Below are 26,892 nucleotides of genomic sequence, written 5' to 3'. Positions count from 1 at the left end.
GAGTCGTGGGCGGCTAGGCGTAGGGGTCGTCGTCCTCGTTGACGAAGCCCCACATGTTCTCGTCCTCGACCAGGTCGACGTCGGGTTCGCGGTCCTTGTCGTCCATGTTCATGCCGCGTCCGGCGCCTGCGCCGCCGCCGCCGCTCATCATGGACGTGGAGGCGCGCGAGCCCGGGGCGGCCGCCGCCGCGCCGCCCGCTGCGGCGCCGAGGGCCGCGCCGCCGAGGGCGCCGCCCATCGAGGCGCCGGATGTCGAAGCGGTGCCAGCGGGTGCGGCACCGGCGCCGAAGCCGCCGCCTCCTCCACCGAAGCCGCCCGCGGTACTGGTGCTCGCGCCGCCGCTGGCCAGGCCGCCGCTCGGCTCCTCGCCGTCGTCCTCTGCGGGCTTGTCGGGCTCCACAGGTTCGGCGAGGGTTTCGCCGACGGGCGGGTCGAGGGAGGGATCTTCGCTGGCCATGGGCTGCGCAGTGCCGGTGGGCTGCTCCATCGGCGGGGGTTCGAGGTTCATGTACGCGGGGTCGGCGGTCGCCGGGTACTCCTTGTCGCTGCGCACGGTCCGCACGGAGCGGTCCTCGGCGTCGGTGTCGGTGCTCCGCTGCTGGATGTCCTCATTGGATTCGGCCTGGCGGGCGTCGTAGGCGCCCCAGCTCTGGTCGACGAGCGTCCCGTAGTGCTCCATCGCGTCGGCGACGGCGAGTTCCTTGGCCTCCACCACCGTCAGGCCCTTCGCGGGGTCCAGGCCGTCTCGCTCGATGTTGACGGGGCTGGCGTAGTAGTCGATGTAGTGGAGGATCCGCTCGTCGATGTAGTCGATGACCTCGGTGGCGAACTCCGGTTCGGCCCCGCCCAGGGCGAGCACGTGCTCGGCGTCCTGGCAGGTGTACTCGATGCAGTCGCCGTGCCACCACGCCGGCCGCACATGCACGGACACCCAGCTGTGCCAGTCGCCGTCGATCCAGAACTGCGGTGCGGGGTACGGGATCTCGCCTGAGGTGCCGCCCTGGATCGAGTACAGCGCCTCCTCAGTGGACTGGAGACTGGCGACCGTGCCGTCGATGTCGTCGATGAGGTCCTCGACGAGTTCGCGCGTCTGCGTGCAGGCGGACTCGAAGGCCTCGAAGTCGGTGCCCGACCAGCCTTCGGCGAGGTCGTTCAGGTTGGACTTGATCTGCTCCGACCAGTCCGAGAGCCGCCCGGCCACGTTCTCGGTCCAGGCGTGGCGCAGGTGCTCGAGCGAGTGCGCGTCGGCGCGCTCGGGCCGCACGGCGGCGACGGCGGCGCGGAAGTCGGCCTCGGTCGGGAACGCCATCCCGGCTTCCTTGGGACGCAGGCGGTACAGCTGGCCCGTGACGGGCACGGCCGAGACGAGCTGCTGCCAGTCGAGTTCGGCCGGGTGCTCGGTCGGGTTGCCGCAGTTGGGGTTGGAGCACGGCGTCCGGCCCGCGGGGAGGCTCTCCTCGACCACCGGAACGACCGCATCGCCGGCGGGAGGCGGCGGCGCCGCCGGCGGCGCGGCACTGCCGAACGCGGGGGCACCCAAGGCCGGGGCGGCGGCGTCGAGCCCAGGGTAGGACCCGCTCGAGTTGTCGCTCATCGATACGCACCTCGCGGCTTCAGGGGTGACCGGATGGGTTCACGGTAGCAACCGGGCGCCATCGATGGGAACCTCCGAACGGCGGGTTCACCGCTCGGGGGGCATGTCGTCCCCAGTCTCCCAGAATCGGCCGGTGACCGCGCGCCGCAGGCCACCGCGGACGTCCGCCCTCGGCGCGGCGGGCGGCTCGTGCGCCGCGGCGGGGCCGAGCCGGTCGATGCGGCAGTGCCACAGGTGCAGCACCGGACGCAGCGGGTCGGGCACCGCCGTCACCGTGACCGCGAGGTCGATCCGCGCGACCTCGCCCGCCTCGACGTTGATCTGCGCCGCGGCGGTGTGCGGCCGGTGCGCCTTCCCCTCGACCGGGAGCGGCGCGGCGGGCGTGCGCACTTCGAGCCGGTGCGTTCCGGGCGGGACCTCGAGCCACATGCGGGTCCAGAACGCCCCCAAGGCGACCCCGTCGAGCAGGACCTCCGGCGGCGGCACCGCGTACCGGTGCCGGATCGGGACGACCTCGCCGACCGCGTTGAACGCCTTGGCCTGCCTCCCGTCGATGCGCGCCTGACCCTCGGGCAGCTGCAGCGCCAGCTCATCGGAAGCGAGGTCGCCCTTCAAGAACCGCGCGTCGAGCAGCACCGCCGCGGACCCCGGCCCCAGCTCGGGCAGGTCCCCGTCGGCGTCCAGCACGAGCGGCGCGACCGCACCGCGCGTGAACGGGCGCGTGTCGAGCGGCGCTTCGGGCGCCAGCCGGTTGTACCGCCGGTGCGTCCACAGGACCCTGAAGCCCCACACCGCCAAGGCGCCCAACCAGATCGCGCTGGCGACGGACATGACGACGTCGATCGGGAGCCCGGCGAAGGCGAGCGTGCCCGCGAGCGTCGCCGCGACGAGGAGCGAGGCCATGAACGCCAGGAAGCTCCTGCGCTCCTTCGCGTTCGCGGGCAGGTACTGGAAGTAGTTCAGCCGCCCGCGCGGCCCCACGGTGTGCCCGTGGAGGCCCCTGAGGTTCCACCGCACCTCCGCCTCGCCGTACGCCCGGTGCGCCTCCCCGAGCATCCCGATGTAGTCGAGCTTCGTGGTCTTCCCGGCCTCGATGTCGAACGCCCGCCACGTCCGCGAATGCTGGCTCTGCACCTCGATCAGGTGCCGGCCCACGGGAAGCGGGACTTCGATGCGGCCCCAGCCGGTCGCCGTCGGCGTCCCGTCGACGAGCACCACCGGCACGAGGCTCGAACGCAGGTCGCTCCAGACCGCGATCGGGTCGCCCGCCTTGCGGCGCTCAGAGACGTTCACGGCCGCCTGCGCCGGCGTCTTGTCGGTCGCGCCGCCGCAGTGGCCGACCCGCAGGTTCAGCACGCCCCCGCCGTCCGCCGGATGCGGCTCGCCGATGCGGATGAGCTCCCAGCCCGGCCGCGGCGGCTTGAACGAAGGGCTCCCCGTGCGCATCAGGACCAGTCCAGGTCTTCGGGGTTCTTCATCGACTCGGGCGCGTTGTCCTCCCACAGCCAGTTGAGCGCCGAGTCGGGCACACCGAGCAGCGGCCCGCCGCCGTCGAACCCGGTCTCCCAGCCCTCGTCCTCGCCCTTGTACGCCGGAAACGCCGTCGAAGCCGCCTGCGTCAAGTGCCCCGCGAGCGCCCAGCCGCTGGCCAGCGCGCCGGTGGCGTGCCGCCCGCCCGAGGTCATCGTGGCCGCGTTGAGCCCGTAGACGAGCAGGCCCTCGATCATGTTGGTGAGGCCCGCGCCGGCGATGTCGAGCGGCGAGACCGGGTTGCCCTGGGCCTTCTGGAACGCGAACGTGAAGACCGACATCGCGCCGGTGATCGCCGCGCACCCGGTCGAGATCGAGATGAGGGTGGCCTCGAAGCTCTTGGCGGTGGCCAGCAGCGCGGCGGCGGTGACGTTCGCGCTGGTCAGGATCGCGGGGGCGCCGACGGCGCTGACGACGCCGCCGAGCGCGGCGAGGTACGCGCCGAAGTAGACGGCCATGATGGCGGTGGCGGCGGTGAGGAACATCCAGAAGACGGTGAGCATCACCGCGAACGCGAGCAGTTGCGCGCCGACGAGGTAGGCGTTGACGGCGAGCTGGGTGAGCTGGGCCTTGACGTCCCCGGCGGCGGCCTTGAACGCTTCGGCGTCGTCGCCGGACCAGTTCTCGTCGTTGACTTTGTCGAACTCGGCCTGGAGCGCTTCGACCGCTTCGAGGTTCTTCTCCGCCAAGGCGATCCAGGCGCCGGCGCCTTTCATGATGTCGCCGGGGTTGCACTGGTTGAGGTAGACGACGGTGGCGAGCGCCTGCGTGGAGAGCCCGAAGGCGATGGCGGGCGCGGCGATGCCGATGGCGCAGCCCTTGATGACGGCGTTGTACTCGCCGGCCATCGCCTCCCCGGCCTCCATGATGCGCTGCCCCGTTGACATGGTCGCCCGCTCCTATCCGTTCGCGCCGAACGCGGTGGCGCAGGCTTCGTCGGTGTCGTCCATATCCTGCGCGCACGCGTCAAGTGCGGCGTTGACCTCGCGGAAGCATTCGGCGGCTCCGGCCATGGACTCGGTGACAGTGGACGTGGCGATGGAGTAGGCGGCGGCCATGGGGAGCGTGACGGTGGTGTAGAGCCCGCGGTCGATCTCGCTCATGACCTGGAGGAGCTGGTCGGTGCTCTCCAGGATCGGGACCACGTTGGCCTCGATGTCGGCGCCGAGCTGCCGGACGAATTCGCTGTCGAAGACGCGGGTCATCGGGGTCCTGCCTTTCCCTGGTTGCTGAGGTCGCTGATCCGCTGGCTGAGTCGTTGCACGTGGTCGGCCATGTCGCTGGCGGCGCGGGTGGCGCGGTCGGCGGCGGCGGGGGCCTGCTCGGTCTTGGCGGCGAGGTCGGCGGGGAGGGCGTCCCGGGCCCGCTGCTCGGCGGCGCGGCGCAGTTCGCCGCGGGCGCGGGCGATGAGGTCGGTGAGGGCTTGGCCGAGTCCGTCGAGGCCTCGTTGGCGGGCGGCGGGGGCGATCCAGACGGCGGCGACGGCCAGGGCGGCGCTGGCGGTGACGGCGAGGTCGCCTTCGTCGCTGTGGAGTTTGACCTCGAGGCGGTCGCGGTCGGCGGCGGGGCCGGTGCGGGCGGTCTGGGCGGCGCGCATGGTCTTGAGGACGCCGTCGAGGTGCCCGGCGAGGGCGCGGTCGTGCTCGGGGTCGCGGCTGAGGGTGTTCGCGGGCCCGATGGGGCTGGGCGTCCCGTCGATGCCGAGGCGGCCGCGCATCATGGCGGCGAAGGCCTCGTAGCCGCCGGTGGCGGCGGCCTGCTGGAGTTCCCCGATCGCCTTGACGCCGTTGGCGACCGCGGCGTCGGCTTCGGCTCCGGGGCGGGGCAGCCGGGCGGCGAGCTCGGTGACGAGGCGGGCGATGGTGCTGGTGGGCTGACGGAAACCGGCGGCCGTCACCGCGACGATGATCTTGTCGTCGTCGAGGCGCAGCGTCACATATTCATCGATGTCGGTGAAAGTCTGGCCGGGATCGGTCACAGCGGCGGCTCACTTCGGTGGACGTCACCATGACAATACCGAACAAACGAGTGCGGAGCGCACCGCTGCGCGAGGGGTAGGGACTACCGTTCGGGCAGCTCACCGGCGTGGAGGGCGTTGCTCTGACCGCCGTGTCAGCGGTCGGCTTCGGCCTCGGTCCTGCCGTTCTCGCCGTTCTCCAAGGGCCACACGGTGGCCTCGACGGAGCCGACGAGTTCGAGGGGGCCGACGAGGGAGGCGGTGCGGGCGACGGTGAAGTCGTCGAGGGCGAGGAGGCTGATGCCGCCGCGGCTCTGGGCGACGGCGGCGTAGTAGGCGCCGGTGCCGCGGTCCTGGAAGACCCAGCCGGGCCGGGTGTCGGTGGGGATGGTCGGGACCTTGGAGCGGGCGGCGGGGAGGCTGCCGGTGGCGGCGGTGTCAGGCGCGTACGGCGACCGCGGCTCGGAGTACGCCTGCTGGTACTGCTGCGGGTGGCGCGGTTCCGGTGCGGCGTGCGGGTAGTCCTGCGGCTCGGGTTCCATGGGGGTCTCCGTGTAGTCCGGCATCTGGTAGCGGGTCGGATCGCCCGACACCGGGATGGGCGGCGGGTTCATCGGCTGGTCGGGCACGTTGATGAGCGTGCGCATCTCGATGTTCCCCGCAACGTAGCTCACCAACCACAATCCGAGGGCGAGGGCGGCCAGGTCGACGCCGACCGCGAGGAGCACCCGCACGTTGGCGTTGAGCCCGGTCCCGAACTGCGCCAAGGAGAACAGGCCCGCGGCGAGGGCGAACATGACGAGGCCGAGGAGGGCGCCGGCCATGACGGCGGGGCGGCCGAAGCGCGGGACGGGCGCGGAGGGCCACTTCTCGGAGGCCCGCACCCCGCCGAGGGCGGCGGCGGAGAGGGCGGCGACGGCGAGACCGGCGACGGCGAAGGCGATCGCGGCGGCGGTCAGCCGCCCGGCGATGTCGTCGATGTAGTCCATGGTGGTCTCCGAGAGGTCGTTGCTCGGCCTGGTGGCCGGCGGTGTGGGCTGGATTCGGTTGTGGCGGGCGGTGCTGGGTACTCGGGCTCTATTGTGCGGTGCCAGGCCGTCTCCGAGCGTAGGACACCGTCCTCCCTGAGTTTAGTGTCGGATTGCCGACACGGAGTGATCGCGTCCATCGGATTGCCATCCGCTGCCGAATCAGATTCACTGTCTCCTGGCAGCGCTTGCAGTCGCTCTTCGGCCCGACGAAGGTGCGTTCTGTCAGCACCGCGGCATATGATGAGGGCAAGACCCGGCATTGGGTTGGGAGACAAGAAACATGAGTGAAAATTGCGTTACGTGAGACAACAGTGACTCCTGTGACGGAAGGATGGGACTGACGATGATGAGTGAGACACTCTGGACGGTGGCCGCGCACGCCCAGGCCGGCGCCGAGATCAACACGCAGGGGATCATCGGCTTCTTCCTGTCGAAGATCGCCCCGATCCTCTTGGCCATCCTGGGACTCATCTTCATCGCGCGCTCCAACAAGGGCGAGGTCAGCCGCGTGCTCACCTCCTCCACGATCGCGATCATCGGCATCGCGTTCATCGCCGGAGCCGTGGTCCTGGTCGCCGTAGGCAGCGGCCTGGTCGACGTCCTCTTCAGCTCCGAGGACTAGCAGAGCCCCCACATCGCCCCTGAAGCAAGGCCGGACGGAGGACAGCCATGCGCTTGCGCACCGACGACGACATCTACCGTGCCCGGCTGCTGTACCTCGGCCCTCCCGGATACACCCTCCCCGTCCACCTCCCCTACGGGCAGTACGGCGCCTTCGCGGCCCTCCTCGCGCTGTTCATGCTGCTCCGCTGGACCTTCACCGGCGACGTGGACCTCTTCCCCGCCATCGAGATCTCCCTCGCCCTCGTCGCCACCTCGCTGATCTTCCGCTACGTCGACTCCGACCGCCCCGCGACCACGGTCGTCCGCACCCTGCTCACCGACTGGAAGCACACGCGCGACGCCGGCGACGAGAAGCGGATCCCGGCGTTCACGACCCGTTCGATCCGCTTGCGGCCCACACTCGTGGAGCCCGTCCGAACTGAGGAGCGTCTATGAGCGGCGAGGATCGCCGACAGCCCGTCGCCAAGTTCTCCGCCCCCCGACCCCCCGCACCCGTGCGGGACCGGGAGCGGCAGACCGGCGACCTCGGCGACGACGCCACCGCCCTGGCGGACGCGGTATTCAGAGCAGAGCCGGTCAAGTCGGTCCGCTCAGCGAGCCCGCCCGCGCCGGCGCCCACGCAGCCGAGCCCCGCCGCCCAGCCCTCCCCTGTAGAGCAGGGTCGCCCGGCCTCCTCTTCGGACTCCGTCCGACACGCTTCGCCACCTGCGCCGATGACGCCGCCCGCAGGGAGTCGTCCACAGGCTTATCCCCAGGGTTATCCACAGAATCCGGGGAGTTATCCACAGGGCTATCAACAGCGTTACCCACAGGCTCCGACCAGCGGAAATCCACAGGGTTATCCACAGCACAACGGAAGTTATCCACAGCAGGGGCAGAGTTATCCACAGGCTGTTGACCAGCGGCGCGGGAATGTTTCCACAGGTCGTACAGCAGCTGAACAAAAGGGTGCACAACGGGTGCCGGGCCAGGACCTCGTCCCGGTCAAGCAGGCCCGCGCCGAGGAAGCACAGCTCCAGACGACGGACCTCAAACCGACCCGCGTCAAGCCGCTGCCCCGCGACAAGGAGAAGCAGCCGCTCCGCGAGCTGAGCCTCACCGAGATCGCCGGGCACGCCACGTTCACGCCCGCCTCGGTCACCGCCTGGTACAAGCTGCCCGGCGTGCGCTGGTCCTTCCGGCCCGACCTCGAGCGCGAGGCGCTCATCATCGCCATCGCCGAGCAGTTCGCCGGCCTCGCGGGTATGCGCGTCCACCTGCGCCGCACCACCCGGCCGTTCCCGGCCGACCAGTGGGCCCGCACCGTCGACCACAACACCGCCCGCCCGCTGCGCACCGTCCCCGGCGGCACCAGCTGGGCCGACCACCTCGTGGCCGCCCAGCGCCACCTCCAGCAGCTCTCGCACGCCGAGGGCGAGACGTTCCTCGGCATCACCTTCAGCCGCCGCGGCGCCCTCGACCAGCTGGGCGAGAAGGTCGGCCGCATGTTCGGCCGCGGCACCAAGCTCTCCGAGCGCGAGAAGATCGAGAAGCGCAGCCTCCAGTTCGACGAGGTCCTCGGCTCCTTCGGCGTGCGCGCCCGCCGCGCCACCACTGCCGAGCTCGAATGGCTCGTCTACCGCTCCGTCGCGCTCGGCATGGCGCCGCCGCGCCTGCTCTCGGGCTCGAACGGCGAGTGGGAGTCCGGCGACGTCCTGGCCCTCACCGAGTCGATCGAGCGCTACCGCAGCCCCTACGGCTCCACCGTCAAGCTCGTCAACCGCCTCACCGGCGAGGAGAAGCACACCGCGGTCCTCACCGTGGGGCGCATGGAAGAGCTCGAGATCCCCCAGCGCCACGAGCCGTGGCTGCACTTCCACGAGCGCTGCCCCTGGCCCGTCGAGCTCTCGAGCCGCATCGACATCCTCGGCCCCGGCGAAGCGTTCCGCGACCTCGACCACCGCCTGCGCCTCATCCGGAGCCAGCAGCGCGACTACGACGAGCACGCGATGGACGCCCCGCCGGAGCTCCAGCGCCTCGCCGAACGCGCCCTCGGCGTGGGCGACGAGATGACCACCGGCCTGCCGATCGACGCCGCCCGCGCCCACGGCTGGCATCGCATCGCCGTCACCGCCGACACCAAAGAGGAGTGCCTGGAGCGCGCCCGCACGCTGATGCAGATGTACCAGCGGGACATGCGCATCAGCCTCCAGCACCCGAAGAACCAGGACTGGCTCGCCCGCGAGTTCATCCCCGGCGAACCGGTCGCCCAGACCGGCTACGTGCGCCGCATGCCCGTCAAGCTCTTCGCCGCGGCCCTGCCGCAGGCCGCCTCGACCGTGGGTGACCAGCGGGGCGACCTCATCGGCCGCACCGCCGGCACCTGCCGCCGCCCGGTCTTCCTCGACATGCACTTCGCCACCGAAGTGCGCGAGAAGTCCGGCCTCTCGGTCTTCGTCGCCGAACCCGGCGGCGGTAAATCGACGCTCATGGGCGCGATCGGCTACCTCGCGGCCCGCCGCGGCGTCCAGGTCACGCTCCTCGACCCTTCGGGCCCGCTCGCGCGGCTGTGCGAGATGCCCGAGCTCAAGCCGTTCTCGCGGGTCCTCAACCTCACCGGCTCGGAGTACGGGACGCTCGCGCCATACGCGCTCATCCCGTCCCCGAAGCGCGAGCACTACGAGGACTCCCCTGACGGCCAGCGCGAGTACGACATCGCGGTCTCCAACGCGCGCAGCGAACGGCGCATGCTCGTGCAGGACATCTGCGCGATGCTCCTGCCTCCTCAGATCCAGCGCGAGGCCTCCACGGCGCGGCTCCTGCGCCACGCGGCCCGGCACGTGCCGGCCGAGGAGGACTCGACCATCGAGGACATCGTCGAGTCCCTGCAGGACGCCGAGGACCACGTCACCGGCGACGGCGCCGAACTCGCCGCGCTCCTGCTCGACACCGCCGAGATGCCGCTCGCGAAGCTGTTCTTCGGCAGCCCTGACAAGGGCGTCCTGGAGGACGACACCGCGCTCACGGTGATCACCATGTCCGGCCTGCGCCTCCCCGACCTCGGCATCGAACGCGAGTACTGGAGCGCCGAAGAGGCCCTGGCCCTGCCGATGCTCCACACCGCGCACCGCCTGGCCGTGCGCCGCGCCTACGGCGGGGACATGCACCGCCGCAAGCTCGTCGGCCTCGACGAAGCGCACTTCATGGAGGGCTGGAAGTCCGGCCGCTCGTTCCTGGTCCGCCTGGCCCGCGACTCCCGCAAGTGGAACCTCGCGGCGCTGGTGGCGAGCCAGAACCCCAAGGACATCCTCGGCCTCGACGTCCAGAACCTCGTCTCCACGGTCTTCGTCGGCCGCATCGCCGAGGACCGCGAGGTGGCCGAAGAAGCGCTGAAGCTGCTCCGCGTACCCACGGGGGTCGGGTACGAGAGCGTCCTCGCCTCGCTTTCGGAGGTGGACGCGGCGGAGACGCAGAAGCTCCCCTACCGCGAGTTCGTGATGCGCGACGTCGACGGACGCGTGCAGCGCATCCGCGCCGACTTCAGCTGGGTCCGCAACCTGCTCGAGTACCTGAACACCACGCCCGGGGAGGCGAAGTGACCGACCCCTCCGCCGATCACGACCTTGCTCCTCCTACCCCCGCACCCCGACGACCGGGCCTCGCCAAACGCGCGGCCGGACGTCTAGGCCGGGTCCTGCTCGCCTTGACGGCGGCTGCCGGGGCCCTAGTGTTCACACCGGGTATGGCTGGGGCGCAGGCTGATGCGGAGGGGTGCACGGATTATGAGTGGCACACCGCGTGGTCTCAATGCGTCGAGGAACTGCCGACGGGACAGGAACTCCAGTGCGAGGCCGCGCCGCAGCCGGCCTCACCCGACTCCGGCATGGCCGGCTGGTTCGCCGACCCGAGCAACCTCGACAAGAGCGAGGGCATCGGCACCTACAGCCGCTACGGCTACGCCGGCTACCAGCTTCCGATGTACGGATCCCAGGAAATGGCGATCGGCGGCGGCTGCGTCGACGCGGTCTCGGTCCCCAACGGCGCCGACACCGCGAACGCCCTGGCGAACATGGAGTTCAACCTGTCGGTAGCCACGGTCGGCGCGGCGAATTCGATGCGCCAGGCCGCGTGGGAGCCCGACAACATGTGGGGCTGGTCCAACGAATTCATGGAGCAGGGCACCGAGGTCCTGTACCGCCAGATCTTCACCGTCTTCGGCGCGGTCACCGTCGGCCTCATCGGCCTCTACCTGCTTTGGCGCTCAAAGCAAGCCGACATGAACAACGCGGTCACGACCGTGGCCTGGGCGGTGCTCATCCTCGTGCTCGTCACCGCCGTGGTCCGCTGGCCGGTCAAGGCCGCCGAGTACACCGACCAAGCCCTGACCATCGGCATGAACCTCAGTACTGTGCTCATCAACGATGACCAGGTCGAGGGCTGCATCCGCGAAGACGGCATGGACCGCGAACGCTACGACGAGCTCAAGGAGCTCAACGGCGAGGACTTCTGTATCGACACCCGCACCGCCGCCGTAGTCGCCTCCGACACCGTCGCCGGTCAGGTGCTCTACCAGAACTGGCTGCGGACCATGCTCGGTCAGAGCGAAGAGGTCACGTTCCAGGAGCGCGACGGCGAAGTGGTCGAGGACGCCGACGGGAACCCGGTCGTCACCGAATCCAACGCAGCTTACAAGTACGGACCCGCACTCTTTGCCGCTCAAGCCTTCTCATGGCAGGAAGACGCCGAAGCCGACGACCCCGGCACCCGCAATGACCTCATTGAGGAAAAGCAGGAACTCTGGCGGAACCTGGTCGCCCAGATCCAGACCGAGGACCCCGAGGCCTACGCCAACATCAGCGGGCAGCGCGCCTGGGAGCGCACCGGAACCGGCTTCCTCGCCCTGCTTACCGCGATTTTCTTCTCCCTCTTCGACCTCACCGCGTCGATCCTGATCATCCTGGGCTTCATGATCGTCCGCTTCGCGATCGTCGCCCTGCCGATCATCGGCACCATCGCGCTCCTGCGCCCGGCCGGTGGCCCATTCAAGCGCCTGGTCAACACGGTCCTCGGCGCGATCATCAACGTCGCGATCTTCTCGCTCGCCGCCGTGATCTACATCTGGGCCTCGAGTCGCATCCTGGGTACGGCAATGCCAGTCTGGCTACAAGTTGTCCTTATTGGACTGCTAGGCGTAGCGGCTTGGCTTCTTCTGCGACCAGGCAGGCGCATCGCTGGACTCGTCGCAGGCGGCGGCGTCGCCGACTCCCTTCTTGGCAGACGGACCAGCGAAACCGAGCGCGAGGCCGAACGCGAGCGAGAGCGCGAACGGACCTCGCGCCGCCGCGACGACGCGCGACCCGAAGAGGTCCCCGACTCCGTGCGCACGCCGCGCGGCACTGACACCCTGCCAGAGCAGAAGACGGGAGCCGACCAACCGGCCGGCGCCGGCGGCCAAAGCGGGACGGCTGCGTCCAGCGGAGGCGGCGGCTCTGGTGGTGGAGAGGTCTACCGACCTTCGAGAAAAGAGTGACCGATGAACCGAGCCCTCCGGATCATCTTCTCCCGTTACGGGATCGTTGTCATCATCCTGATCCTCGTGCTCGGCGTGATCGCACTGGCCAGCCAACGCGCGCAGACACCGCTCGACGGCGGGAACTCCAGCAATAGAGGCTCGACCTCAGAAGCGAGCTCCGAGGCCTTCACCGAGGACGACGGTCTCGCGACCGAGAACTGCGAAGGCGACGACTGCTACCCCGAGGAAGAGCTTCCGCAGGAAGCAGTAGACCAGTCGGTCGAGTTCGCTGAAGCCTGGCTCAATCCGAACGGCTACGGCCCCGACGGCTGGTACGACTCGATCATTCCGTTCCTCACCGAGGATCAGGCCGAACTGTTGCAGGGCGTCGACCCCAGCGAGGTCCCCGCCACGGAGATCACCGGAGCACCGGTCCCCGATGGCCTGAAGGTCGCCTTTCCTATGGACACGGGAACTTTGACGCTCACCATGACTGAAGGCTCCAACAACCTGACCGGGACCGGCTGGCTCGTCTCGGCGATCGACTGGGAGCAGTCATGAGTGCCGTCGGCGACGATCAGACCACCGCGAAGGAACGCTACGCGGACCCCACCGCCCCCAAGATCCCCAAGAAGCTCCGACCGTGGATATGGATCGTCACCGTGGTCAGCGTGTGCTGCCTCGGCGCGGTCGTCTCCATCGTGCAGTTGCTGTCCGACCAGTCGAACGGCGACGACGGCACAGTGAGCCTGACCGGCTGCGGCACGACCTCCACCGTCGACCCGAACGCCGAATTCCCCGCGATCGCTCCTTACACCTCCGAGGAGATCAAGAACGCCGCGATCATCATCTCGGTCGGACAGGACCTCGAGATTCCGGCCCGGGGTTGGATCATCGCCGTCGCGACGTCGATGCAGGAGTCGAGCCTGACGAACCACGGCCACCTCGGCGACCAGAACGACCACGACTCCCTCGGCCTGTTCCAGCAGCGCCCGTCTTCGGGGTGGGGCACGCCGGAGCAGATCCAGGACCCGGTGTACGCCTCGACGAAGTTCTACGAAAAGCTCATGACCATCGACGACTGGGAGACACTGCCGCTCACCGTCGCGGCACAGCGAGTCCAGATCTCCGCCTTCCCCAACGCGTACGCCAAGCACGAACCGAAGGCGACCGAGATCGTCAACACCCTGACCGGTGGCGGCGGCCGAGTCGCCGCAGTCGACACGCAGCTCGGCAACTGCACGCCGTCGGGCGAACTCTCGGCCTCGGGATGGATGATTCCCGTCAAGGGGCCGCTCAACTCCGGATTCCGGACCCCTGAGCGGCCGACCCACAACGGCGTCGACATCGGCGCACCGCGCGGCGCGACCGTGGTCGCCGCGGCGGCGGGAACCGTGATCACCGCGGAGTGCAACGCCAGCCTGTACGGAGCACCGTACTCCTGCAACCAGGACGGTTCGCCTGAGGTGGCCGGCTGCGGCTGGTACGTCAACATCGTGCACGCCGGCGACTACCTGACCCGCTACTGCCACTTCCAGTACGCACCGAATGTGAAGGAGGGCGACGTGGTCCAGGCCGGTCAGATCCTCGGCTATGTCGGTTCGTCGGGCCGGTCGAGCGGCCCGCACCTGCACTTCGAGACGCACCTGAACGCCGACCGCAGCCCTGCGGGCGCGGTGAACCCGGTCGACTTCATGAACCAGATGGGCGCCCCGCTCGGATAGCGACCAAGTGGGTCGCCATGTGTAGTAGACCCGAGGCTGCGCTGAGGGCAATGCGAACCGGTCGATCGGGAATCTGTGGTCGCGCACGCTTTCGTCGGGCGATCTGAGCAGTTCTGAACGCCGCGCCGCGCGAAACGCCCGACAGGTTGTGCTGCAGGTATTTCGAACCTTCATAATGAAAAGGTCGGCGCACTGCCCCACCGCGGTGCGCCGGCCTCTCCCTCATCCTCCGGTCATCCTTCGCGACCGCGAGCGATCGACCTCCAGACCGACACGGCTTCTGCAACGATTCTTTCTGCGTGCTTGTCTGCCCACTCGACTTCCATCGGCGCACACACTCGCAGGCCAGGGCTGTCGGTATCGAGTCGGATCACCGAGCCGAGCGGCCCTGTCCGCTGCTCCCATGCCCGCGCCATCGTGATGCGAAAGCGCGCTTGGGAGGGGATCGCCGCGAAGTAGAGCCGCCGTCCGCCGATCACGGCCGCGAAATGCAGGCCGTCCAGGTCGGCATCAGTAGACGCAGTGGGGCGCTCGTCGATACCCCCGACGTATTCGAAACTCATATCGCCACCGCCTCGCGGAAGGCCTGACGCTCATCGAAATGCCGCTCCCAGTTGCCGAGGTAAGGGCTGATCGGGTTGGTTCGGCGCACTCCTTGGAAAGGCGTTCCGCCCATCGACGGGCGCAAGTTGGACTGGACCAAGGGCACGATGCGGAGCGGCATGGTCGGGCCTTCCACGGGTGGCAGATCAGCCGCCGAGCCAATGCCGAGCACCCGGAAAAGCAAGGCGCGCATGGTCACCCAGAAATCCATCCAGCGGTCGGCGAACGTGGTCGAGGCGATCATGTGCGCGTGGTGCAGCTCTTGCGAACCGGCCAGGAACCGCGTCCAGGCGTCTTCCCGGAGCTTGCCGAAGTCGTACCGGTCTTCGTGGTCGTCCTCCCAGAACCGGCGGCGGCGCCGCTCCGGCGGTTCGGGAGGCTCGATGCCATCCCGGCCGGGAAACGGGCGACGCCGTTCGGCCCCTTCGGAGGTCGGCCCGGGTGAGGGGCGATGGGCGCGGTCGGATCGGGGCTGGTCGTCCTCAGTCTCGCGGGGCGGGTCAGGCAGTTCGCCTCGGCGGTGCCTGCCTGTACGGCTGTCAGGAAGCCAGCCCTCCGAACCGAACGGGCCCGGGTCAAGCAGATCGTGCGGACGATCGCGGTCGATGATCCACGTGTCGCCGGGCCGGTGCCGCAGATGCGGCGGCTCGTAGCGCGGGGAATCCGGGTTCGATTCGGGGAGGCTAGGGTCGGAGGCGTCGGGGTCGTAGCGGTACGCGCCGAGTGAGTTCGAACCGACGGAAGTGGCGTAAACCCCCTGTTCAAGGCAGGAGTAATCACCCGGAAGGCGGTTCTGATTCGCTCCGGAATGGCTGTTTGCGGGCAGCCCGAAATCGAGTATGGTCGTAGTTGCCAAGGGAGCTTGCTCCTCTGGTTAAGGGGCCGCCCGGTGGTCTGGACTCGCCAAAGTTAGAGCCACCGGGCGGCAGATTTGTCTCTGCCATATTCAGTTGGGTACGGTCTTCGCGCAAACGGATCAACCGAAGGTGCGAGACGCGCTGACCAAATGGTGAGCGAACATCGCCCGGTTGTCAACCGCCGCTTCCGGCGCGTCGCGAAGTCTTATGTGGATTTAGGCTCCGAAGCCTTCAGAACAGGCCGTCTCCACCTTCGAGTGATACAACGCAGTTTCCTTGCACGCCAACAACAAAGTCAAATTCCTGCTTGTTCAGGTCTGCCTCAAGGAAGACTTCGACCGCGAAGGCCGTGACTGACGTCTCTGAGGACTCAGCGGGGTCGACGGCGCTGAGGAAGCGCACCGTTTCGCCGTTCGCTTCGGCCCACACGGTGATTGCGGCATCAAGATCTTCGGGCGTTATGCCTTCGAAGCTGTCGTCGCATTGGAATGACTTGGCGGCCTCGGGATCTCGATCGTTAACGATCGACCGCATGAAATCAGTGACCAGTGCTTGTGCGTCGACCGGTTCACCAGTGCCATCACTCGGACTAGGTTCCTCGCCCTGGATACGTACTGCGTTCGACACGCAGTAGACGCCGTCGGACTCCTGGACGGTAACGATGAATTCCTCGTGGCGCTGAGAGCCTTGGTAGATATACGAAACCGTCGCGGCGACGGTGACCCCATCACTCGAAGTTACCGGATCGCCGGTCTCGAGATCTACATCGGTGATGCCGCCAAGCTCATCGGAGTAGGACTGCCGGAGGTCGTTCAGATCGCTCGGGGTGACTTCAGGAGAGGCATCTTCGCAGAGGGTGTCTTCCGACCGTTCCAGGTCTTGGTTCGACCCGTACCGCAAGTACCGCCAAGCTGCATTGTTCGCACTGGATGCGGCCTCGTCTCGCGAGTCTGTGTTCTCGGGATTGCCGCTGGCCGCGATACCCGGGGCGGCCCAGCCGCCCAAGCCCAGAAGAACGGCCCAGAGGGCTGCCATGGCCCCAACCCGACCCCACTTCCTTGGCGGGTCGGCGAACTCGGTGTCCTCGGCCTTGTCGACCGCAACGACGCGGTACTGCCTGCCGTCCGAGCTGCGGACCGTGGACCCGCGGCTAGCACGGCGCGGACCACGAGCGGTACGAACGACACGCCGGAACAACCTACCCATGACCCCACCCTATTGGACCGCACCCACCGACCTCAACCAGAACTCACCCTCGAATCTCCACCGCATGCTCCTGTCTGACGGAACATCGGCAGTTCCAACAGGGCGGGGTGTAGGTGCGGAGTCAGAATCGAGGCCAACCTACTCTGGTTGCGCCAACGGAACCTTCACGTAAGCGCTGAACATCTTCGCAAAGACACCGTCCTTGTCGAGGTCATTGCTATCGACAAGCCGAGGATCCACGATCAGGCTTTGGTACTTCTTTTTTTCTAGAACTACGGTTTCATAGTTGAAATCGAAAAATGCAGAAGACTGCGGGTTCTGGTCGAGCAGAATCCGAGTCGCATCAAGGATCAGGGACAAGCCGCGAAAATGGTGTTCCCAACCAATAAACTTGCCAGGTTCGAATACGACCGCAACATATCGATCAACCTCGAGTCGAACACTGTCTGATTCAGTATGTGGATTCCTAGACTGGTGCACGAGATTGCACCACCATTCATCGTTTTTCAGCGGAGCAGGGCTTTCGGCGTGAACCGGCGACAGATTCAGTTTGGAAGCGAGATGTTCAGACAAATCCTCGAGGGGAATCGCAGAAATATACAGATTGTACGAAATGGACATCTCACGCTCCACTAAGGATAGAAGTTAATGACCTGGCCGTCTTTGATGATCTTGATCTCTTCGAGCCCGCTTATAGGGTACCTCTCAAGCCTTGCCCGCAGGTCGGCTGGGTTCAGAGACGAATCGTCGAGATTCAGAACGATATGGCTCGCCTGATCGTTCGACACCTTCTTATTGATCGAGCTCATGATGTTGCCAGGGCTGCCGGATGTCGGAGCGTAGCAATCGAAGTATGTGCCTTCGATCTTATAGTCGGGATTCTTACCGTTGTCTCGACCTGGCGGGTTCTGTTCGACATCGAAGCCGTTTTGCGCGAGAGTCACAGCCGACTCGTTTTCCCGCGTCAGTGATCGCCGGTTGTCAGCGGTACCGGCGAGCTCGGTTTCCGGACCGGTGGGCCGATTGCTGGGATCTGGGGTTCCGGAGGGGTCGACGACACCCGAATCTCCATCGCTGGACTCGTCTGCGCCTTTGCCATTGCCGCTGGGGTCGCCATCTTCGAGCTTGCCCTCGATGGCGTCGTGGTTTTCTGCGGTGCTGTTGCCTTCGAGGCCCTTGTACTTGGGCGGTATGTCGACCTTGTCGAAGTTGCCGGGTGTGCCGTTGGGACCGTTGGGCCTATTGCCTGCGAGAGCAAGTCCGATACCGATGAGCAGGAGGAGTTTGAGGGCGCGTCGCATCGGTTCGCTCAGCCGCACACGAGGGTCTTGAGGTTCATGAGTGACTGCACCAGGGCCATGCCGTAGCCCATGATCATTCCGGCCCATTTCACGACCGCACCAACGATCTGGACGGCGATCAGGGGGAGCGTGACTACGAAAATCGCCTCGATCACCCACGCGATAACGTGTCCGACCAGCTCTGCGATCAGGTCCCGCACCAGGTCGTGCGTAACCTGGACCAAACCGCCGGCAGCTTCGGTCGCCGCACCGATCGCAGCGGCGGTCGCGCCCAGGCCGCCGATGCCGTCCACGTTGTAGCCCATCAGGGTCTGATAGGCGACATGCGCGTCGCCGGACCATTCGGACAGGTCCGAGTCGAGACGGGTGGCGAGTTCTTCGGAGACGCTGAACAGCTCGGCCGCCATGTTGTTCCACGTCGCTGCGTGCGACATGACCACATCGGCCTTGCCGGTGAGCTCCTCCAACATCTCCCGCAGCGGCTCGAAGTACTCCATGGCCCAGCCGATGCCGGCCGAGAACAGCGAACCGAACGGGTCCATGACCGACCCGACCGTCTCCAGCGCCAAGCCGACACCGCCCAGGCTCGCCTCGACCCAGGACCCCTCCTCGATGGCCTTCTTCACGTCCAGATAACTCTCGGGGATGCCCGAGCCGGTCCAGTCGGTCCGGGTCGAGGTGACCGGAGCGACCAAGGGGTTGTCTGACATTTCGGTCTCCTGTCAGTAGTAGAGCTGGCCTTCGAGGTCGTCGAATGCGGCCCCCGAATCGGTGTCGGCGGCTTCGTAGTCGTCGGCGGTGGCTCGCAGTTCGGTCGCGGCCTTGCTGAGGTTGCCGTAGGCCTTGTTCACGAGCCGGTCCTGCTCGGCGTGGCGCTCTTCCAGGAGGCCGGAGATCCAGCCGCACAGGATGCCGTACGCCTCGTCGTCCTGGACGATGGAAATGCTCGCGTCGTGGACAGCCTGCAGGCGGTCCCCAAGGGCTTCAAGCTGGTTCGCGTGTTCGCGCAGCTGGTCCGGATCGACGCTGTGTCCGTCTGCCATCGCGTCAGGCCTCCTCTTCCGCTTCCGGAGGGGTCAACTGCTGGCGGACGCGCTCGGTGAGCGCGCGGGCCGTCGGCGATTCAGTGCCGAGGGTCGAGGAGATGATCTCGACCGAACGCTCTGCGACTTCGGCCTTCGCAGCCCGGACCGTCGCCATGATCGTGTCCGCGAGCTCGCCCGGCGCGGCCTTGCGGATCTTCTCGCTCATGCGCAGGTTGACGAGGTTCCCGCTCGAGTCGACCGTCACCTCGACCATCTGATCCGGGTCGGTGACGGTGACACGGACGGCCTGCATCTGGTCACTCATCGACTTGGTGTCGGCTGCCAGGGCTTCGATACGGCCTTGCCAGGCGTTGATGCGGTTCCGGGCGGATTCGGGGTCGGGAATGCGGTCGATCAACGCACCTCACCGCCGCTTGGGGCAGCAAAACGCGCAGAGGGACGTCGTCGCATGGTGGCGATGGCAGACAAGGGTGGGGTGTCCTGTTCTCGCAGTGAGGGATCAGTCATGGAGATGTTACGCAGTACCTACAACTGCTGGGGTTCACGTCCTATATGTCGAGAGTGCGAAGGGCGCCGCTGAAAGAGAAGCGTGTGCAGGCCGAGCTCGACCCATTTTCGTGCGGGGCCGGGCGCGAGCCGGGAGCGCCGATCAGGTGGCCCCACGTGACTCCGCATCCCCCTCCTTACGAGCCGCCGGTCTTGAGGAGTGGCCTCTTGAGCTGGGAATTCTTGGGATACTGGCCCTTGAGGGGGCTGGGGATGAAGTACCGGATCATGGAGCAGACGCGGCCTGGCGGGCTGGTGGAGCAGGTGTACCGGGAGGTGCTGGCGCCTGCGTTTCCGGCTGAGGAGTTGGAGAGCGAGGCGGGCGTCATCGAAACGCTGGAGGCCGGGCTCGGGAGCCTGCTCGTGGCCGTCGATGACGCGGGGCGGCCGGCTGGGGCGGCGTTTGGGCGCTGGTCGGAGGCGTCGCGGGTGCAGCTGCTGGCGTACTTGGCGGTGAAGCCGAGTACGCGCGGGCACGGGCTCGGCGGGCGGCTGCTGCGCGATGCGGTCGAGGCGTGGCGCGAGCGGTACGACCCGTGCATGATCGTCGCCGAGGTCGAGTCCCCGGACGCGCCCGCGGTGCACGAGGCGTACGGCGACCCGCGCCGCCGCCTGGCGTTCTACGAGAACGCGGGCGCCCGCGCGCTCGACCTGCCGTACTTCCAGCCCGGCATGGGCGGCCCCGCACGGCGCGTGCAGGGAATGCTGCTGCTCGTCCTCCACGCCGACCCGTCGTTCACGCAGGAAGGCGCCGACCGCCTCGCGGGCGGGCCGCTGCGCACGTTCATGGAGGCGTACCTCGAGTCGGCCGAGGGCGCGAGGCCGACCGACTGGGACGCGAAGGCGTTGTTCAAGGCGATCGACCAAGAAGGCGGTATCCCCATGGGGCGCACGGAAACGGACCGCTGAACGACGTAGTGGGGGTTCCCGGGCCCGCATCGGTGCACTACAGTCGCTCCCAGTGCGCCAAGCCGCACCCCCGCCAGCGAACACGAACTGGGAATGATCGAGCGACCCGCCACCCCCGCCCCGAGGGCCCTCAGCGATAGCGACGCGGCCCCGCCGCCCGCCCTCGCGCCGAGGGCGTGCCCGTGATCGCCGCCTGCTTGACGGCCGCGCTCACCGCGCTCGTGTCGGCGTTCTTCCCGATCACGCCCGTCGAGCCTTACCTGCTGGCGCTGGCCGCCGCTACCGAGTACAGCCCGATCGCGCTCGGTGTGGCTGCGGCCGTTGGCCAGACGATCGGGAAGACGACACTTTTCCTTGGGGCGCGCGGCGCGTTCCGGTCGGCTCGGCTGCGCCGGTGGGTCGAGGCCGCCGAGGAGCGGCGTGACCGGCGGCGTGCCAGCGCCGCGGGGGAAGACGCCGCCGCAGGCTCAGGAACCGCTCCGATCGCGACCGGCGTGCGCGTGCGCCGCGGTCCGTTCGCAGCGCTGATCGAGATGGGACGCAAGCTCCTCGCCCTGCTGGACCGCCCGTCCCTGGCCGTGCCGATCCTGCTCCTCAGCGCCACAACGGGTCTGCCGCCGCTGATGGCCACGAGCATCTACGCCGCAGGCACCCGCATCAACCTCCCGCTGTTCGTGGCGGCCTGCCTGGTCGGACGCTCGATCCGTTTCATCGTGATCGCCTACGCCCCGCAGCTCGTACTCGCCGCGGGGCATTAGGTCGGTCGGTCCGCCATGCCCTCCGAATTTCCGCTCCCCGTTCACCGCGTCGAGGTGCTGGACGGTCTCGGGGTCGTCGACTTCGACGCTGGTCCCGATCGGGTCACGCTGAAGCTCGCCGGGGATCCGATCGCGCGTGACGGCCATGATGGCGGCGGTTCGATCATGCGGCTGGCCCGTCGTATTGCGCCGCAACCGGACGACGAGCCGCTGCACCGTCCACAGACGTGGGTCGAGCCGCACGAGTGGGACGTGCTGCGGCAGTGGGTGCGGCACGTCGAGCCTGAGGACGATCCGGTGGCACCGCTGCGTCCGCTGCTGGGGCTGCTCGCGCCCGGCCGGTACGGGATCTGGGTCGGGACCATGCCGAACGTCCATGTGCGGGCGGTGCAGACCGGCAAGGAGACGCGCTGGTACGCCGACAGCGACATTCCGAGCTTCGGCCACACGATCATCCCGACGCATCATTGGCCGCCGCCGGACAAGGCGGCTGTTGCGGCGTACCGGGACCGGATGATCGACGAGCGGGCGCAACCGGCGCTGATCCTGGTCACGCACCCGGAGTCGGAGGCGCACTACCTGCTGGACGGGCACCATAAGCTCGCGGCTTACCTTGCGCTCGAACGTGATCCGGTGTGCGTGGTGATCGAGTCCTGCTGAGGACCCGTCCGACCCCTCCAATATGGAGGGCCGGGCGTTGCGGGAGGCGACGGTGAAGCCGCTGCCACAACTGCCACACTCTCGCTGACCGGTCCCGTCACGGCCGGTCAGTTGCGGCGGTCCTCCAGGTAGCGCATGAGGTTCGCCGCGGACTGCTGGAGTTTTGCGTCGCCGTCGATGACATCGCGGAGGTCGTCGGGCGGGCACGGCCGGCGGTCGGCGAGGCGGGCGATGTCGAGGAAGTGGGGGGCGATGCCGGTGCGCCGGTAGGCGGCCAGCTTGTGGTGGCCGTCGATGAGGAACGACGCGCAGTCCTGCTCGTCGCCGGGCGGTTCGGAGCGGAGGATGACCGCGAGCGGTCGGTCGCCGTCCTCGATGGCGTCGACGTAACCGATGATGGTCTCCTCGTCGCGGGGTGGCCACACGTCGGTGGGGATGACGGCGGTGCCCTCGGTGCCGATGGGCTCGTACGGGTACCACCAGGCGGTGCCGTTCTCGCCGAACGGTTCTATGTGGACGTTCGCGTCGCGCCAGATCCGGACTCCGTAGTGGCCGGGCTGCAGGAGGCCGAGGATCGGCCGCGCGAGCTCGACCGGGTCGGTGTCGCGGGTGGCGTGGCGCAGGCGCCCGCGCAGGTCGCGCAGGGACCCGCGGAAGGCCGCGTCGCGGGTGCGGATCGCGAAGCGGTCGATCGAGCCGGAACCGGTATAGCCCTCGACGATGAGGGGTCTCCAGCCGACGCGGAGCGCGCTCGCCCCGTCGTGGCCGCCCACTGAGAGGGTGCCGTCCCCGTCCTGCACCTCAAGCACCCGGTACCCGAGGGACTCGGCCAATCGCGTGATCATCTGCTCCTCCGTCCAACCGTCGACCGCTCTCCCGCACGGCGTTCGCACTCGCCGCAGCGCCGCGACGAACCCGTCATTTCGGGCGGCGCGGGATCTTCGTCCAGCCTAGTACCCCTTCGCGAAACGCCTGAACACCACTGGTCTGACCTGGGTGTTCTCTCTGCGCGCGTGATGGTTGCCGAAACGGGGTACCCCGTTTCGGCCGCGAACCACCTACAATGAGCAACTACCCCCTCATTGCCCCTGGAGGTCAGCTGTTGGCCGTCCCCCCGCACCCCGCCTACCACTACCCCCCGCCGTACCCCCCGAACTGGCAGCCCCCGCGTCCGCGCATGCCGGGGATGACCACCACTGCGATCGTGCTGATGTGGGTGATGGTCGCTCTGAGCGTGGTCGGGGGCGTGTTGACGCTGGTGACGCTCTTGGCGCTGCAACCGGTGGCCTCGTCGCCACTGTTCGAGCCGCTCGGGGACTGGACGGTGTGGCTGATGGCCGTCACCGCCGTGCACGGCATGGTCTGGGCCGGGTTTCGCGCGTACTTCGCTTTGCAGATCGCCAAGCGCAGCGCCAGGGCGCGCCGCGGCGCGGTCTGGGTCGAATCGATCGGGCTCGCGTTCCAGCTGGCGTACCTGGCCGCCTCGTTCGCCGCGCTCTCCAATATCCGGCTCACGAGCGGGTACCACTACAACTTCACCTTCGACTGCACCGGTCTCGTACTCCCGATCCTGGTCATCTGCTTCTTGTCCGCTTCGCGGTCGCTCTGGTGGTGCGACCGCTGAGTCCCCTTTGATCCGCCCGATGTTAGGAGAACCCCCCATGAGCAATCCCCCGCTTCCCCCCGCACCCCCGCCCGGCCCGCCGCTCGGCTCCGGGCCCGAGACCATGCCCGGCTCCACGAAGGGCGCCGTCGTGCTCCTGTGGATCCTGTTCGGCTTCGGCATCTGCGGCGGCGCCCTCTCGGTCTTCGGGTACACGATGCTCGCGGCCCTGGAGGACACCGGCGACGTGGTGATCCCGTCGTCCTTCATGCCGTTCCTCATCATCTCGGTCGTGCAGATCCTGGTCTGGACGGTCCTGCGCGCGATCTTCGCGGTTCGCATCGCCAAGCGCAGCGCCGGCGCCCGCAAGGGCGCCATCATCCTCGAGCTCGTCGGCCTGGCCCTCTCGGTCCTGTCGTGGATCTTCACCCCCGAGGTCGAGGTCACCGGCACCGCCGACGCCGGGAGCAGCGCCGCGGGCGGCGTGATCGGCGCGGTCATCGGCATCGCGCTGGCCGCCATCATCATCGGTCTTTTGTCCACTGCGGACTCCAAGCGCTGGTGCAACGAGTAGCACTGCACGACGCGGCCGCCGGGGGGTTCGATCCTCCGGCGGCCGCTTCGCGGTTAACGCGTTGCCCGGAGTGGCGCGCGGGTCCTAAGGTGATCTCCGAAAGTGAGGGTTGCTCCGTGACCAAGTTGAACCAGATCATCGCGATCGAGAAGAGCGTCAAGGCGAAGGCCGCGCGTGCGCTCGGCGACGCCGGGCGCGAGCTCGCCAAGGCGCCGCTGCTGTCCGGCATCTCCCGGACCTACCAGCCGAAGGACGAGGAGGGCGAGCAGCTGCCGCCCGAGTCGACGAAGGTGCAGCGCCGCGTCGAGGAGCAGCTGCGCGAGGTGTCCGCGGCGATGACCCGGCTGTTCGACGTCACGGCCACGAAGGACCGCACGAACGCGCTCGCCACCGCTGACATCACAGTGGACGGTGAGGTGCTCGTCGCCGACGTCCCCGTCACCTACCTCCTGTTCCTGGAGAAGCAGCTCGCGGAGCTGCAGGCATTCGTCAAGGCCCTGCCGGTGCTCGACGCGGGCGAGTCGTGGACGTACAACGACGCGTCCGACGCCTTCGCGACCGACGCGGTGAAAACGGTGCGCACCAAGAAGATCCCGCGCAACCACGTCAAGGCCGAGGCGACCGAGGAGCACCCGGCGCAGGTCGAGGTGTACTACGAGGACATCCCGGTCGGGTACTGGACGACCGTGAAGTTCTCGGGCGCGGCCCCTGCCAAGCGGGTCGCGCAGCTCTCCGAGCGGCTCGAGAAGCTCCAGATCGCCGTCAAGTTCGCCCGGGAGGAGGCCAACGGGACCGAGGTCGTCGACGAGAAGATCGGCGCCAAGGTCTTCGGTTACCTGCTCGGCGAATAGGCCCACAGACCCCCCTGTTTTGAGCGACAGGGGTGGCGCCCGAAAAGCGCCGAACACGCTGAAACTGAGATTCAGTCCGAGTATCAGGCGGGAACACGGTCCCCTGCGGAATTTAACCCCGCAGCGTACGGATCCGTTTCTCCGCCGAAACTGAGACTCTCGCTCCAGCTTCAGCATTCGCCACGCCGCGCGTATCCGCGAGTAGTTCCTCTAGGTCACTGATGTTGGGGGTTCGAATCCCTCCCGCCGCACCACATGCGGCGGTAGCTCAATGGCAGAGCACGGTGCTAGCAGCAGACTCAACGGCTACCGCAGATCGCAGCGGCCACTATGTGGCACATGGCGGCCCGGTGTCGAGGTCAACGACCCGGGCCGCACCTATGCCCTGGCACGGGCGCGGCACAATGGTCGCCATGACCGACGACCGAAAGGGCCATGCCGCGTAGGCCGCCCGCGCGAGTACGCGCACAGCAGCACCGCCGCGTCACCTCCGTGAGGGACCGGCCCCTCCCCCGCATCCCCGGCGCCTCAAGCGCTCTGCAAGGCGCGATCACGCGCCTCGAGCACGACGACCCCCGTTTCAGCCCCGGCGATGTCGCCTCGGCGTTCCGCGTCTGGCAGCGGGTGAACAGCGGCCCCGCCCGCCGTGCACGGGACCATGCGCTGCACGCCGATTGCGAGTACTGCAATCCGCCGAGCCGCGACGTCCTGGAACTGGCCCTGCACCTCTTGCCGCGCCGCTCCGCCCAGGAGCTGCGGCGGCTCGTCGCACCGCTCGACGAACGGTTCCTGCAACTGACCATCCCCCTGCCGAGCAAACCGCCCGGCCCGTGGTGGACCCTGCGGACCTAGCGACGGCGGCACCCCGAACCCGGACGCGCGTCGGCGGCATCCGGCCGCCGGCGCCCTCCGACCCGACCGCCCGGGCAGGCCCGACAACCCCGGTAGGGCTGTCCCTACCCGCGAAATGCCTGCTCGCAGGGTCGTTGCGGCGCCCGGATCGGACGAAGATTAACGACATGAACAAGATCTTCAAGCAGCTCGGCGCCGACTCCGCGTACCTGCTCTCCTCGTTTCCGATCGCGCTTCCCGCGTTCGTCATCACCGTCACCGGCTTCGCCGCCGGCATCGGGACCGCGGTCGTCTGGGTCGGCGTCCCGATCCTCGCCGCGACCCTCTTCGCCATGCGCGGCCTCGCCGCCGCCGGACGCAGCCAGCTCGGCAACGTCCTGAACCAGCCGGTCAACCAGCCGCACTACAAGCGGGCCCCCGAAAACGCCTCCGCGCTGCGCCGCGCCCTGACGCCCGTCACCGACGGCCAGTCCTGGCTGAACCTCCTGTGGGGCCTGGTCAACTTCCCGCTCGCCGTCGCCGGCTTCTGCGTCGCCCTGAGCTGGTGGATCGCCACCGTCGCCTCCCTGGCCTACCCGCTGTACGCCTGGATCATCAACCGCGCGGTCGACGGCACCAACGGCGGCGACGGCCTGGAGTACGCCACCCGCTGGCTCGGCTGGGGCGACTCGTACGCCGCCGCCTCCCTCCTCGCCGTCCTCGGCGGCCTGGTCATGGCCCTGCTGCTGCCGCTGGTCCTGCGCGGCTTCGCCATCACCCAGGCCACGCTCGCCAAGGGCCTGCTCGCCTCGCTCACCGAGTCGGACGCGCCCCGGCCCCTGAGCCCGGTCCGCACCGCCACGATCGACGCCGAGGTCACCCGCGTCCAGGAGCGCCTCGCCGCCTAGGGCCTGTCCTGTGCATCAGGGAGCGGCGGTATCCGAGTCCGTTTGTTCGCTCGCAAGGCGGAAGGCCCGCCAGATACCGGTGTTGTATCTGGCGGGCCGACAACGCAGCGTGCGGGCAAACGGGCCGGATAACGACCGGTCTGATGCACAGGACAGGCCCTAGACCGCACCACCGGAAACCCCGACCGGGGGGGCGCCCCCCCCCCCCCCCCCGGCGGGGGGGGGGGGGCCCCCCCCGCGGGGGGGGGGGGGGGGGTGTGGGGGGGGGGGGGGCGGGCGGGGGGGATG

General features: G+C 68.3%; 29 protein-coding genes. 14 read left to right on the top strand and 15 right to left on the bottom strand.

Annotated features, from left to right (window positions below):
• Positions 1 to 13: 13 nt before the first annotated feature.
• From O2L52_RS17085 to O2L52_RS17060, 6 genes are all read right to left on the bottom strand, one after another.
• Complete coding sequence (locus O2L52_RS17085) at positions 14 to 1,594, bottom strand: WXG100 family type VII secretion target (RefSeq protein WP_270116968.1); 1,581 nt, start codon at positions 1,592 to 1,594, stop codon at positions 14 to 16.
• An 87-nt stretch (positions 1,595 to 1,681) separates the two neighbouring features.
• Positions 1,682 to 3,040 (bottom strand): hypothetical protein, encoded by a 1,359-nt coding sequence (locus tag O2L52_RS17080; protein WP_270116967.1) that lies wholly within the window; start codon positions 3,038 to 3,040, stop codon positions 1,682 to 1,684.
• Positions 3,040 to 4,011 carry a hypothetical protein gene (locus O2L52_RS17075; protein ID WP_270116966.1) on the bottom strand — a complete coding sequence of 324 codons (972 nt, stop codon included), beginning with the start codon at positions 4,009 to 4,011 and terminating at the stop codon, positions 3,040 to 3,042. The genes O2L52_RS17080 and O2L52_RS17075 overlap by 1 nt, the downstream gene beginning before the upstream one ends.
• A 12-nt stretch (positions 4,012 to 4,023) precedes the next feature.
• The gene (locus O2L52_RS17070; protein ID WP_270116963.1) at positions 4,024 to 4,329 is read right to left on the bottom strand and encodes a hypothetical protein; all 306 of its coding nucleotides are present in this window, start codon (positions 4,327 to 4,329) and stop codon (positions 4,024 to 4,026) included.
• Positions 4,326 to 5,102, bottom strand: coding sequence for a hypothetical protein (locus O2L52_RS17065; protein WP_270116962.1), 777 nt, complete (start codon positions 5,100 to 5,102; stop codon positions 4,326 to 4,328). The genes O2L52_RS17070 and O2L52_RS17065 overlap by 4 nt, the downstream gene beginning before the upstream one ends.
• A gap of 134 nt (positions 5,103 to 5,236) precedes the next feature.
• Complete coding sequence (locus O2L52_RS17060; RefSeq protein WP_270116961.1) at positions 5,237 to 6,070, bottom strand: hypothetical protein; 834 nt, start codon at positions 6,068 to 6,070, stop codon at positions 5,237 to 5,239.
• Positions 6,071 to 6,458: 388 nt separating this feature from the next.
• On the opposite strand from O2L52_RS17060, the gene O2L52_RS17055 reads away from it, so the two are divergent.
• The 6 genes from O2L52_RS17055 (at position 6,459) to O2L52_RS17030 (ending at position 13,951) form a co-directional block, all read left to right on the top strand.
• The gene (locus O2L52_RS17055) at positions 6,459 to 6,734 is read left to right on the top strand and encodes a hypothetical protein (RefSeq protein ID WP_270116960.1); all 276 of its coding nucleotides are present in this window, start codon (positions 6,459 to 6,461) and stop codon (positions 6,732 to 6,734) included.
• A gap of 47 nt (positions 6,735 to 6,781) precedes the next feature.
• On the top strand, positions 6,782 to 7,171 hold the full coding sequence (locus tag O2L52_RS17050) for a hypothetical protein (protein ID WP_270116959.1): 390 nt from the start codon (positions 6,782 to 6,784) through the stop codon (positions 7,169 to 7,171).
• Positions 7,172 to 7,695: 524 nt separating this feature from the next.
• The gene (locus O2L52_RS17045; protein ID WP_270116958.1) at positions 7,696 to 10,314 is read left to right on the top strand and encodes an ATP-binding protein; all 2,619 of its coding nucleotides are present in this window, start codon (positions 7,696 to 7,698) and stop codon (positions 10,312 to 10,314) included.
• A gap of 284 nt (positions 10,315 to 10,598) precedes the next feature.
• Positions 10,599 to 12,245, top strand: coding sequence for a hypothetical protein (locus tag O2L52_RS17040; RefSeq protein WP_270116956.1), 1,647 nt, complete (start codon positions 10,599 to 10,601; stop codon positions 12,243 to 12,245).
• A 3-nt stretch (positions 12,246 to 12,248) separates the two neighbouring features.
• On the top strand, positions 12,249 to 12,788 hold the full coding sequence (locus O2L52_RS17035) for a hypothetical protein (protein ID WP_270116955.1): 540 nt from the start codon (positions 12,249 to 12,251) through the stop codon (positions 12,786 to 12,788).
• On the top strand, positions 12,785 to 13,951 hold the full coding sequence (locus tag O2L52_RS17030) for a M23 family metallopeptidase (RefSeq protein ID WP_270116953.1): 1,167 nt from the start codon (positions 12,785 to 12,787) through the stop codon (positions 13,949 to 13,951). The genes O2L52_RS17035 and O2L52_RS17030 overlap by 4 nt, the downstream gene beginning before the upstream one ends.
• A 233-nt stretch (positions 13,952 to 14,184) precedes the next feature.
• On the opposite strand, the gene O2L52_RS17025 is transcribed toward O2L52_RS17030, so the two are convergent.
• From O2L52_RS17025 to O2L52_RS16990, 8 genes are all read right to left on the bottom strand, one after another.
• Positions 14,185 to 14,514 carry a hypothetical protein gene (locus O2L52_RS17025; RefSeq protein WP_270116952.1) on the bottom strand — a complete coding sequence of 110 codons (330 nt, stop codon included), beginning with the start codon at positions 14,512 to 14,514 and terminating at the stop codon, positions 14,185 to 14,187.
• Positions 14,511 to 15,410: a hypothetical protein gene (locus O2L52_RS17020; protein WP_270116951.1), complete on the bottom strand. Its 900-nt coding sequence runs from the start codon at positions 15,408 to 15,410 to the stop codon at positions 14,511 to 14,513. Before O2L52_RS17020 ends, O2L52_RS17025 begins: the two co-directional genes overlap by 4 nt.
• Before the next feature lie 232 nt (positions 15,411 to 15,642).
• Complete coding sequence (locus O2L52_RS17015) at positions 15,643 to 16,446, bottom strand: hypothetical protein (protein ID WP_270116950.1); 804 nt, start codon at positions 16,444 to 16,446, stop codon at positions 15,643 to 15,645.
• Positions 16,447 to 16,755: 309 nt separating this feature from the next.
• The gene (locus tag O2L52_RS17010; RefSeq protein ID WP_270116949.1) at positions 16,756 to 17,238 is read right to left on the bottom strand and encodes a hypothetical protein; all 483 of its coding nucleotides are present in this window, start codon (positions 17,236 to 17,238) and stop codon (positions 16,756 to 16,758) included.
• Between the two features lie 11 nt (positions 17,239 to 17,249).
• A complete protein-coding gene (locus O2L52_RS17005; protein WP_270116948.1) occupies positions 17,250 to 17,918 on the bottom strand; it encodes a CdiA C-terminal domain-containing protein in 669 nt (222 codons plus the stop codon).
• Positions 17,919 to 17,926: 8 nt separating this feature from the next.
• Positions 17,927 to 18,628 carry a WXG100 family type VII secretion target gene (locus O2L52_RS17000; RefSeq protein WP_270116947.1) on the bottom strand — a complete coding sequence of 234 codons (702 nt, stop codon included), beginning with the start codon at positions 18,626 to 18,628 and terminating at the stop codon, positions 17,927 to 17,929.
• A 12-nt stretch (positions 18,629 to 18,640) separates the two neighbouring features.
• The gene (locus O2L52_RS16995) at positions 18,641 to 18,961 is read right to left on the bottom strand and encodes a type VII secretion target (RefSeq protein WP_270116946.1); all 321 of its coding nucleotides are present in this window, start codon (positions 18,959 to 18,961) and stop codon (positions 18,641 to 18,643) included.
• Positions 18,962 to 18,965: 4 nt separating this feature from the next.
• Positions 18,966 to 19,361, bottom strand: coding sequence for a YbaB/EbfC family nucleoid-associated protein (locus tag O2L52_RS16990; RefSeq protein WP_270116945.1), 396 nt, complete (start codon positions 19,359 to 19,361; stop codon positions 18,966 to 18,968).
• Positions 19,362 to 19,723: 362 nt separating this feature from the next.
• On the opposite strand from O2L52_RS16990, the gene O2L52_RS16985 reads away from it, so the two are divergent.
• The 3 genes from O2L52_RS16985 (at position 19,724) to O2L52_RS16975 (ending at position 21,837) form a co-directional block, all read left to right on the top strand.
• The gene (locus O2L52_RS16985) at positions 19,724 to 20,419 is read left to right on the top strand and encodes a GNAT family N-acetyltransferase (RefSeq protein WP_270116944.1); all 696 of its coding nucleotides are present in this window, start codon (positions 19,724 to 19,726) and stop codon (positions 20,417 to 20,419) included.
• Between the two features lie 182 nt (positions 20,420 to 20,601).
• Complete coding sequence (locus O2L52_RS16980; protein WP_270116943.1) at positions 20,602 to 21,177, top strand: hypothetical protein; 576 nt, start codon at positions 20,602 to 20,604, stop codon at positions 21,175 to 21,177.
• A gap of 15 nt (positions 21,178 to 21,192) precedes the next feature.
• Entirely contained in the window at positions 21,193 to 21,837 is a 645-nt protein-coding gene (locus tag O2L52_RS16975; RefSeq protein WP_270116942.1) for a hypothetical protein, read from the top strand.
• Between the two features lie 107 nt (positions 21,838 to 21,944).
• On the opposite strand, the gene O2L52_RS16970 is transcribed toward O2L52_RS16975, so the two are convergent.
• Positions 21,945 to 22,682 (bottom strand): hypothetical protein, encoded by a 738-nt coding sequence (locus O2L52_RS16970; protein ID WP_270116941.1) that lies wholly within the window; start codon positions 22,680 to 22,682, stop codon positions 21,945 to 21,947.
• A 341-nt stretch (positions 22,683 to 23,023) separates the two neighbouring features.
• On the opposite strand from O2L52_RS16970, the gene O2L52_RS16965 reads away from it, so the two are divergent.
• From O2L52_RS16965 to O2L52_RS16945, 5 genes are all read left to right on the top strand, one after another.
• The gene (locus O2L52_RS16965; RefSeq protein WP_270116940.1) at positions 23,024 to 23,461 is read left to right on the top strand and encodes a hypothetical protein; all 438 of its coding nucleotides are present in this window, start codon (positions 23,024 to 23,026) and stop codon (positions 23,459 to 23,461) included.
• Positions 23,462 to 23,498: 37 nt separating this feature from the next.
• Positions 23,499 to 24,014, top strand: coding sequence for a hypothetical protein (locus O2L52_RS16960; RefSeq protein WP_270116939.1), 516 nt, complete (start codon positions 23,499 to 23,501; stop codon positions 24,012 to 24,014).
• A 116-nt stretch (positions 24,015 to 24,130) separates the two neighbouring features.
• Complete coding sequence (locus tag O2L52_RS16955; protein ID WP_270116938.1) at positions 24,131 to 24,865, top strand: DUF7873 family protein; 735 nt, start codon at positions 24,131 to 24,133, stop codon at positions 24,863 to 24,865.
• Between the two features lie 492 nt (positions 24,866 to 25,357).
• Complete coding sequence (locus tag O2L52_RS16950; protein WP_270116937.1) at positions 25,358 to 25,717, top strand: hypothetical protein; 360 nt, start codon at positions 25,358 to 25,360, stop codon at positions 25,715 to 25,717.
• A 167-nt stretch (positions 25,718 to 25,884) separates the two neighbouring features.
• The gene (locus tag O2L52_RS16945; RefSeq protein ID WP_270116935.1) at positions 25,885 to 26,604 is read left to right on the top strand and encodes a sensor domain-containing protein; all 720 of its coding nucleotides are present in this window, start codon (positions 25,885 to 25,887) and stop codon (positions 26,602 to 26,604) included.
• Positions 26,605 to 26,892: the final 288 nt, after the last annotated feature.

This window comes from Glycomyces algeriensis, assembly GCF_027622855.1.
In the GTDB taxonomy this organism is placed as follows: domain Bacteria; phylum Actinomycetota; class Actinomycetes; order Mycobacteriales; family Micromonosporaceae; genus Glycomyces; species Glycomyces algeriensis.
Note: the sequence above shows the minus strand (reverse complement) of the source record. Positions and strands in the feature narration are given on the sequence as shown.

Coding starts and splice junctions, on each gene's coding strand:
- O2L52_RS16970 (WP_270116941.1), bottom strand. CDS start 22,682: ATGATCACGCGATTGGCCGAGTCCCTCGGGTACCGGGTGCTTGAGGTG.
- O2L52_RS17060 (WP_270116961.1), bottom strand. CDS start 6,070: ATGGACTACATCGACGACATCGCCGGGCGGCTGACCGCCGCCGCGATC.
- O2L52_RS17025 (WP_270116952.1), bottom strand. CDS start 14,514: ATGAGTTTCGAATACGTCGGGGGTATCGACGAGCGCCCCACTGCGTCT.
- O2L52_RS16975 (WP_270116942.1), top strand. CDS start 21,193: ATGCCCTCCGAATTTCCGCTCCCCGTTCACCGCGTCGAGGTGCTGGAC.
- O2L52_RS17000 (WP_270116947.1), bottom strand. CDS start 18,628: ATGTCAGACAACCCCTTGGTCGCTCCGGTCACCTCGACCCGGACCGAC.
- O2L52_RS17055 (WP_270116960.1), top strand. CDS start 6,459: ATGAGTGAGACACTCTGGACGGTGGCCGCGCACGCCCAGGCCGGCGCC.
- O2L52_RS16995 (WP_270116946.1), bottom strand. CDS start 18,961: ATGGCAGACGGACACAGCGTCGATCCGGACCAGCTGCGCGAACACGCG.
- O2L52_RS17030 (WP_270116953.1), top strand. CDS start 12,785: ATGAGTGCCGTCGGCGACGATCAGACCACCGCGAAGGAACGCTACGCG.
- O2L52_RS17075 (WP_270116966.1), bottom strand. CDS start 4,011: ATGTCAACGGGGCAGCGCATCATGGAGGCCGGGGAGGCGATGGCCGGC.
- O2L52_RS17035 (WP_270116955.1), top strand. CDS start 12,249: ATGAACCGAGCCCTCCGGATCATCTTCTCCCGTTACGGGATCGTTGTC.
- O2L52_RS17005 (WP_270116948.1), bottom strand. CDS start 17,918: ATGCGACGCGCCCTCAAACTCCTCCTGCTCATCGGTATCGGACTTGCT.
- O2L52_RS16985 (WP_270116944.1), top strand. CDS start 19,724: ATGAAGTACCGGATCATGGAGCAGACGCGGCCTGGCGGGCTGGTGGAG.
- O2L52_RS17010 (WP_270116949.1), bottom strand. CDS start 17,238: ATGTCCATTTCGTACAATCTGTATATTTCTGCGATTCCCCTCGAGGAT.
- O2L52_RS16965 (WP_270116940.1), top strand. CDS start 23,024: ATGACCACCACTGCGATCGTGCTGATGTGGGTGATGGTCGCTCTGAGC.
- O2L52_RS17085 (WP_270116968.1), bottom strand. CDS start 1,594: ATGAGCGACAACTCGAGCGGGTCCTACCCTGGGCTCGACGCCGCCGCC.
- O2L52_RS17015 (WP_270116950.1), bottom strand. CDS start 16,446: ATGGCAGCCCTCTGGGCCGTTCTTCTGGGCTTGGGCGGCTGGGCCGCC.
- O2L52_RS17050 (WP_270116959.1), top strand. CDS start 6,782: ATGCGCTTGCGCACCGACGACGACATCTACCGTGCCCGGCTGCTGTAC.
- O2L52_RS17070 (WP_270116963.1), bottom strand. CDS start 4,329: ATGACCCGCGTCTTCGACAGCGAATTCGTCCGGCAGCTCGGCGCCGAC.
- O2L52_RS17080 (WP_270116967.1), bottom strand. CDS start 3,040: ATGCGCACGGGGAGCCCTTCGTTCAAGCCGCCGCGGCCGGGCTGGGAG.
- O2L52_RS16945 (WP_270116935.1), top strand. CDS start 25,885: ATGAACAAGATCTTCAAGCAGCTCGGCGCCGACTCCGCGTACCTGCTC.
- O2L52_RS16960 (WP_270116939.1), top strand. CDS start 23,499: ATGAGCAATCCCCCGCTTCCCCCCGCACCCCCGCCCGGCCCGCCGCTC.
- O2L52_RS17040 (WP_270116956.1), top strand. CDS start 10,599: ATGGCCGGCTGGTTCGCCGACCCGAGCAACCTCGACAAGAGCGAGGGC.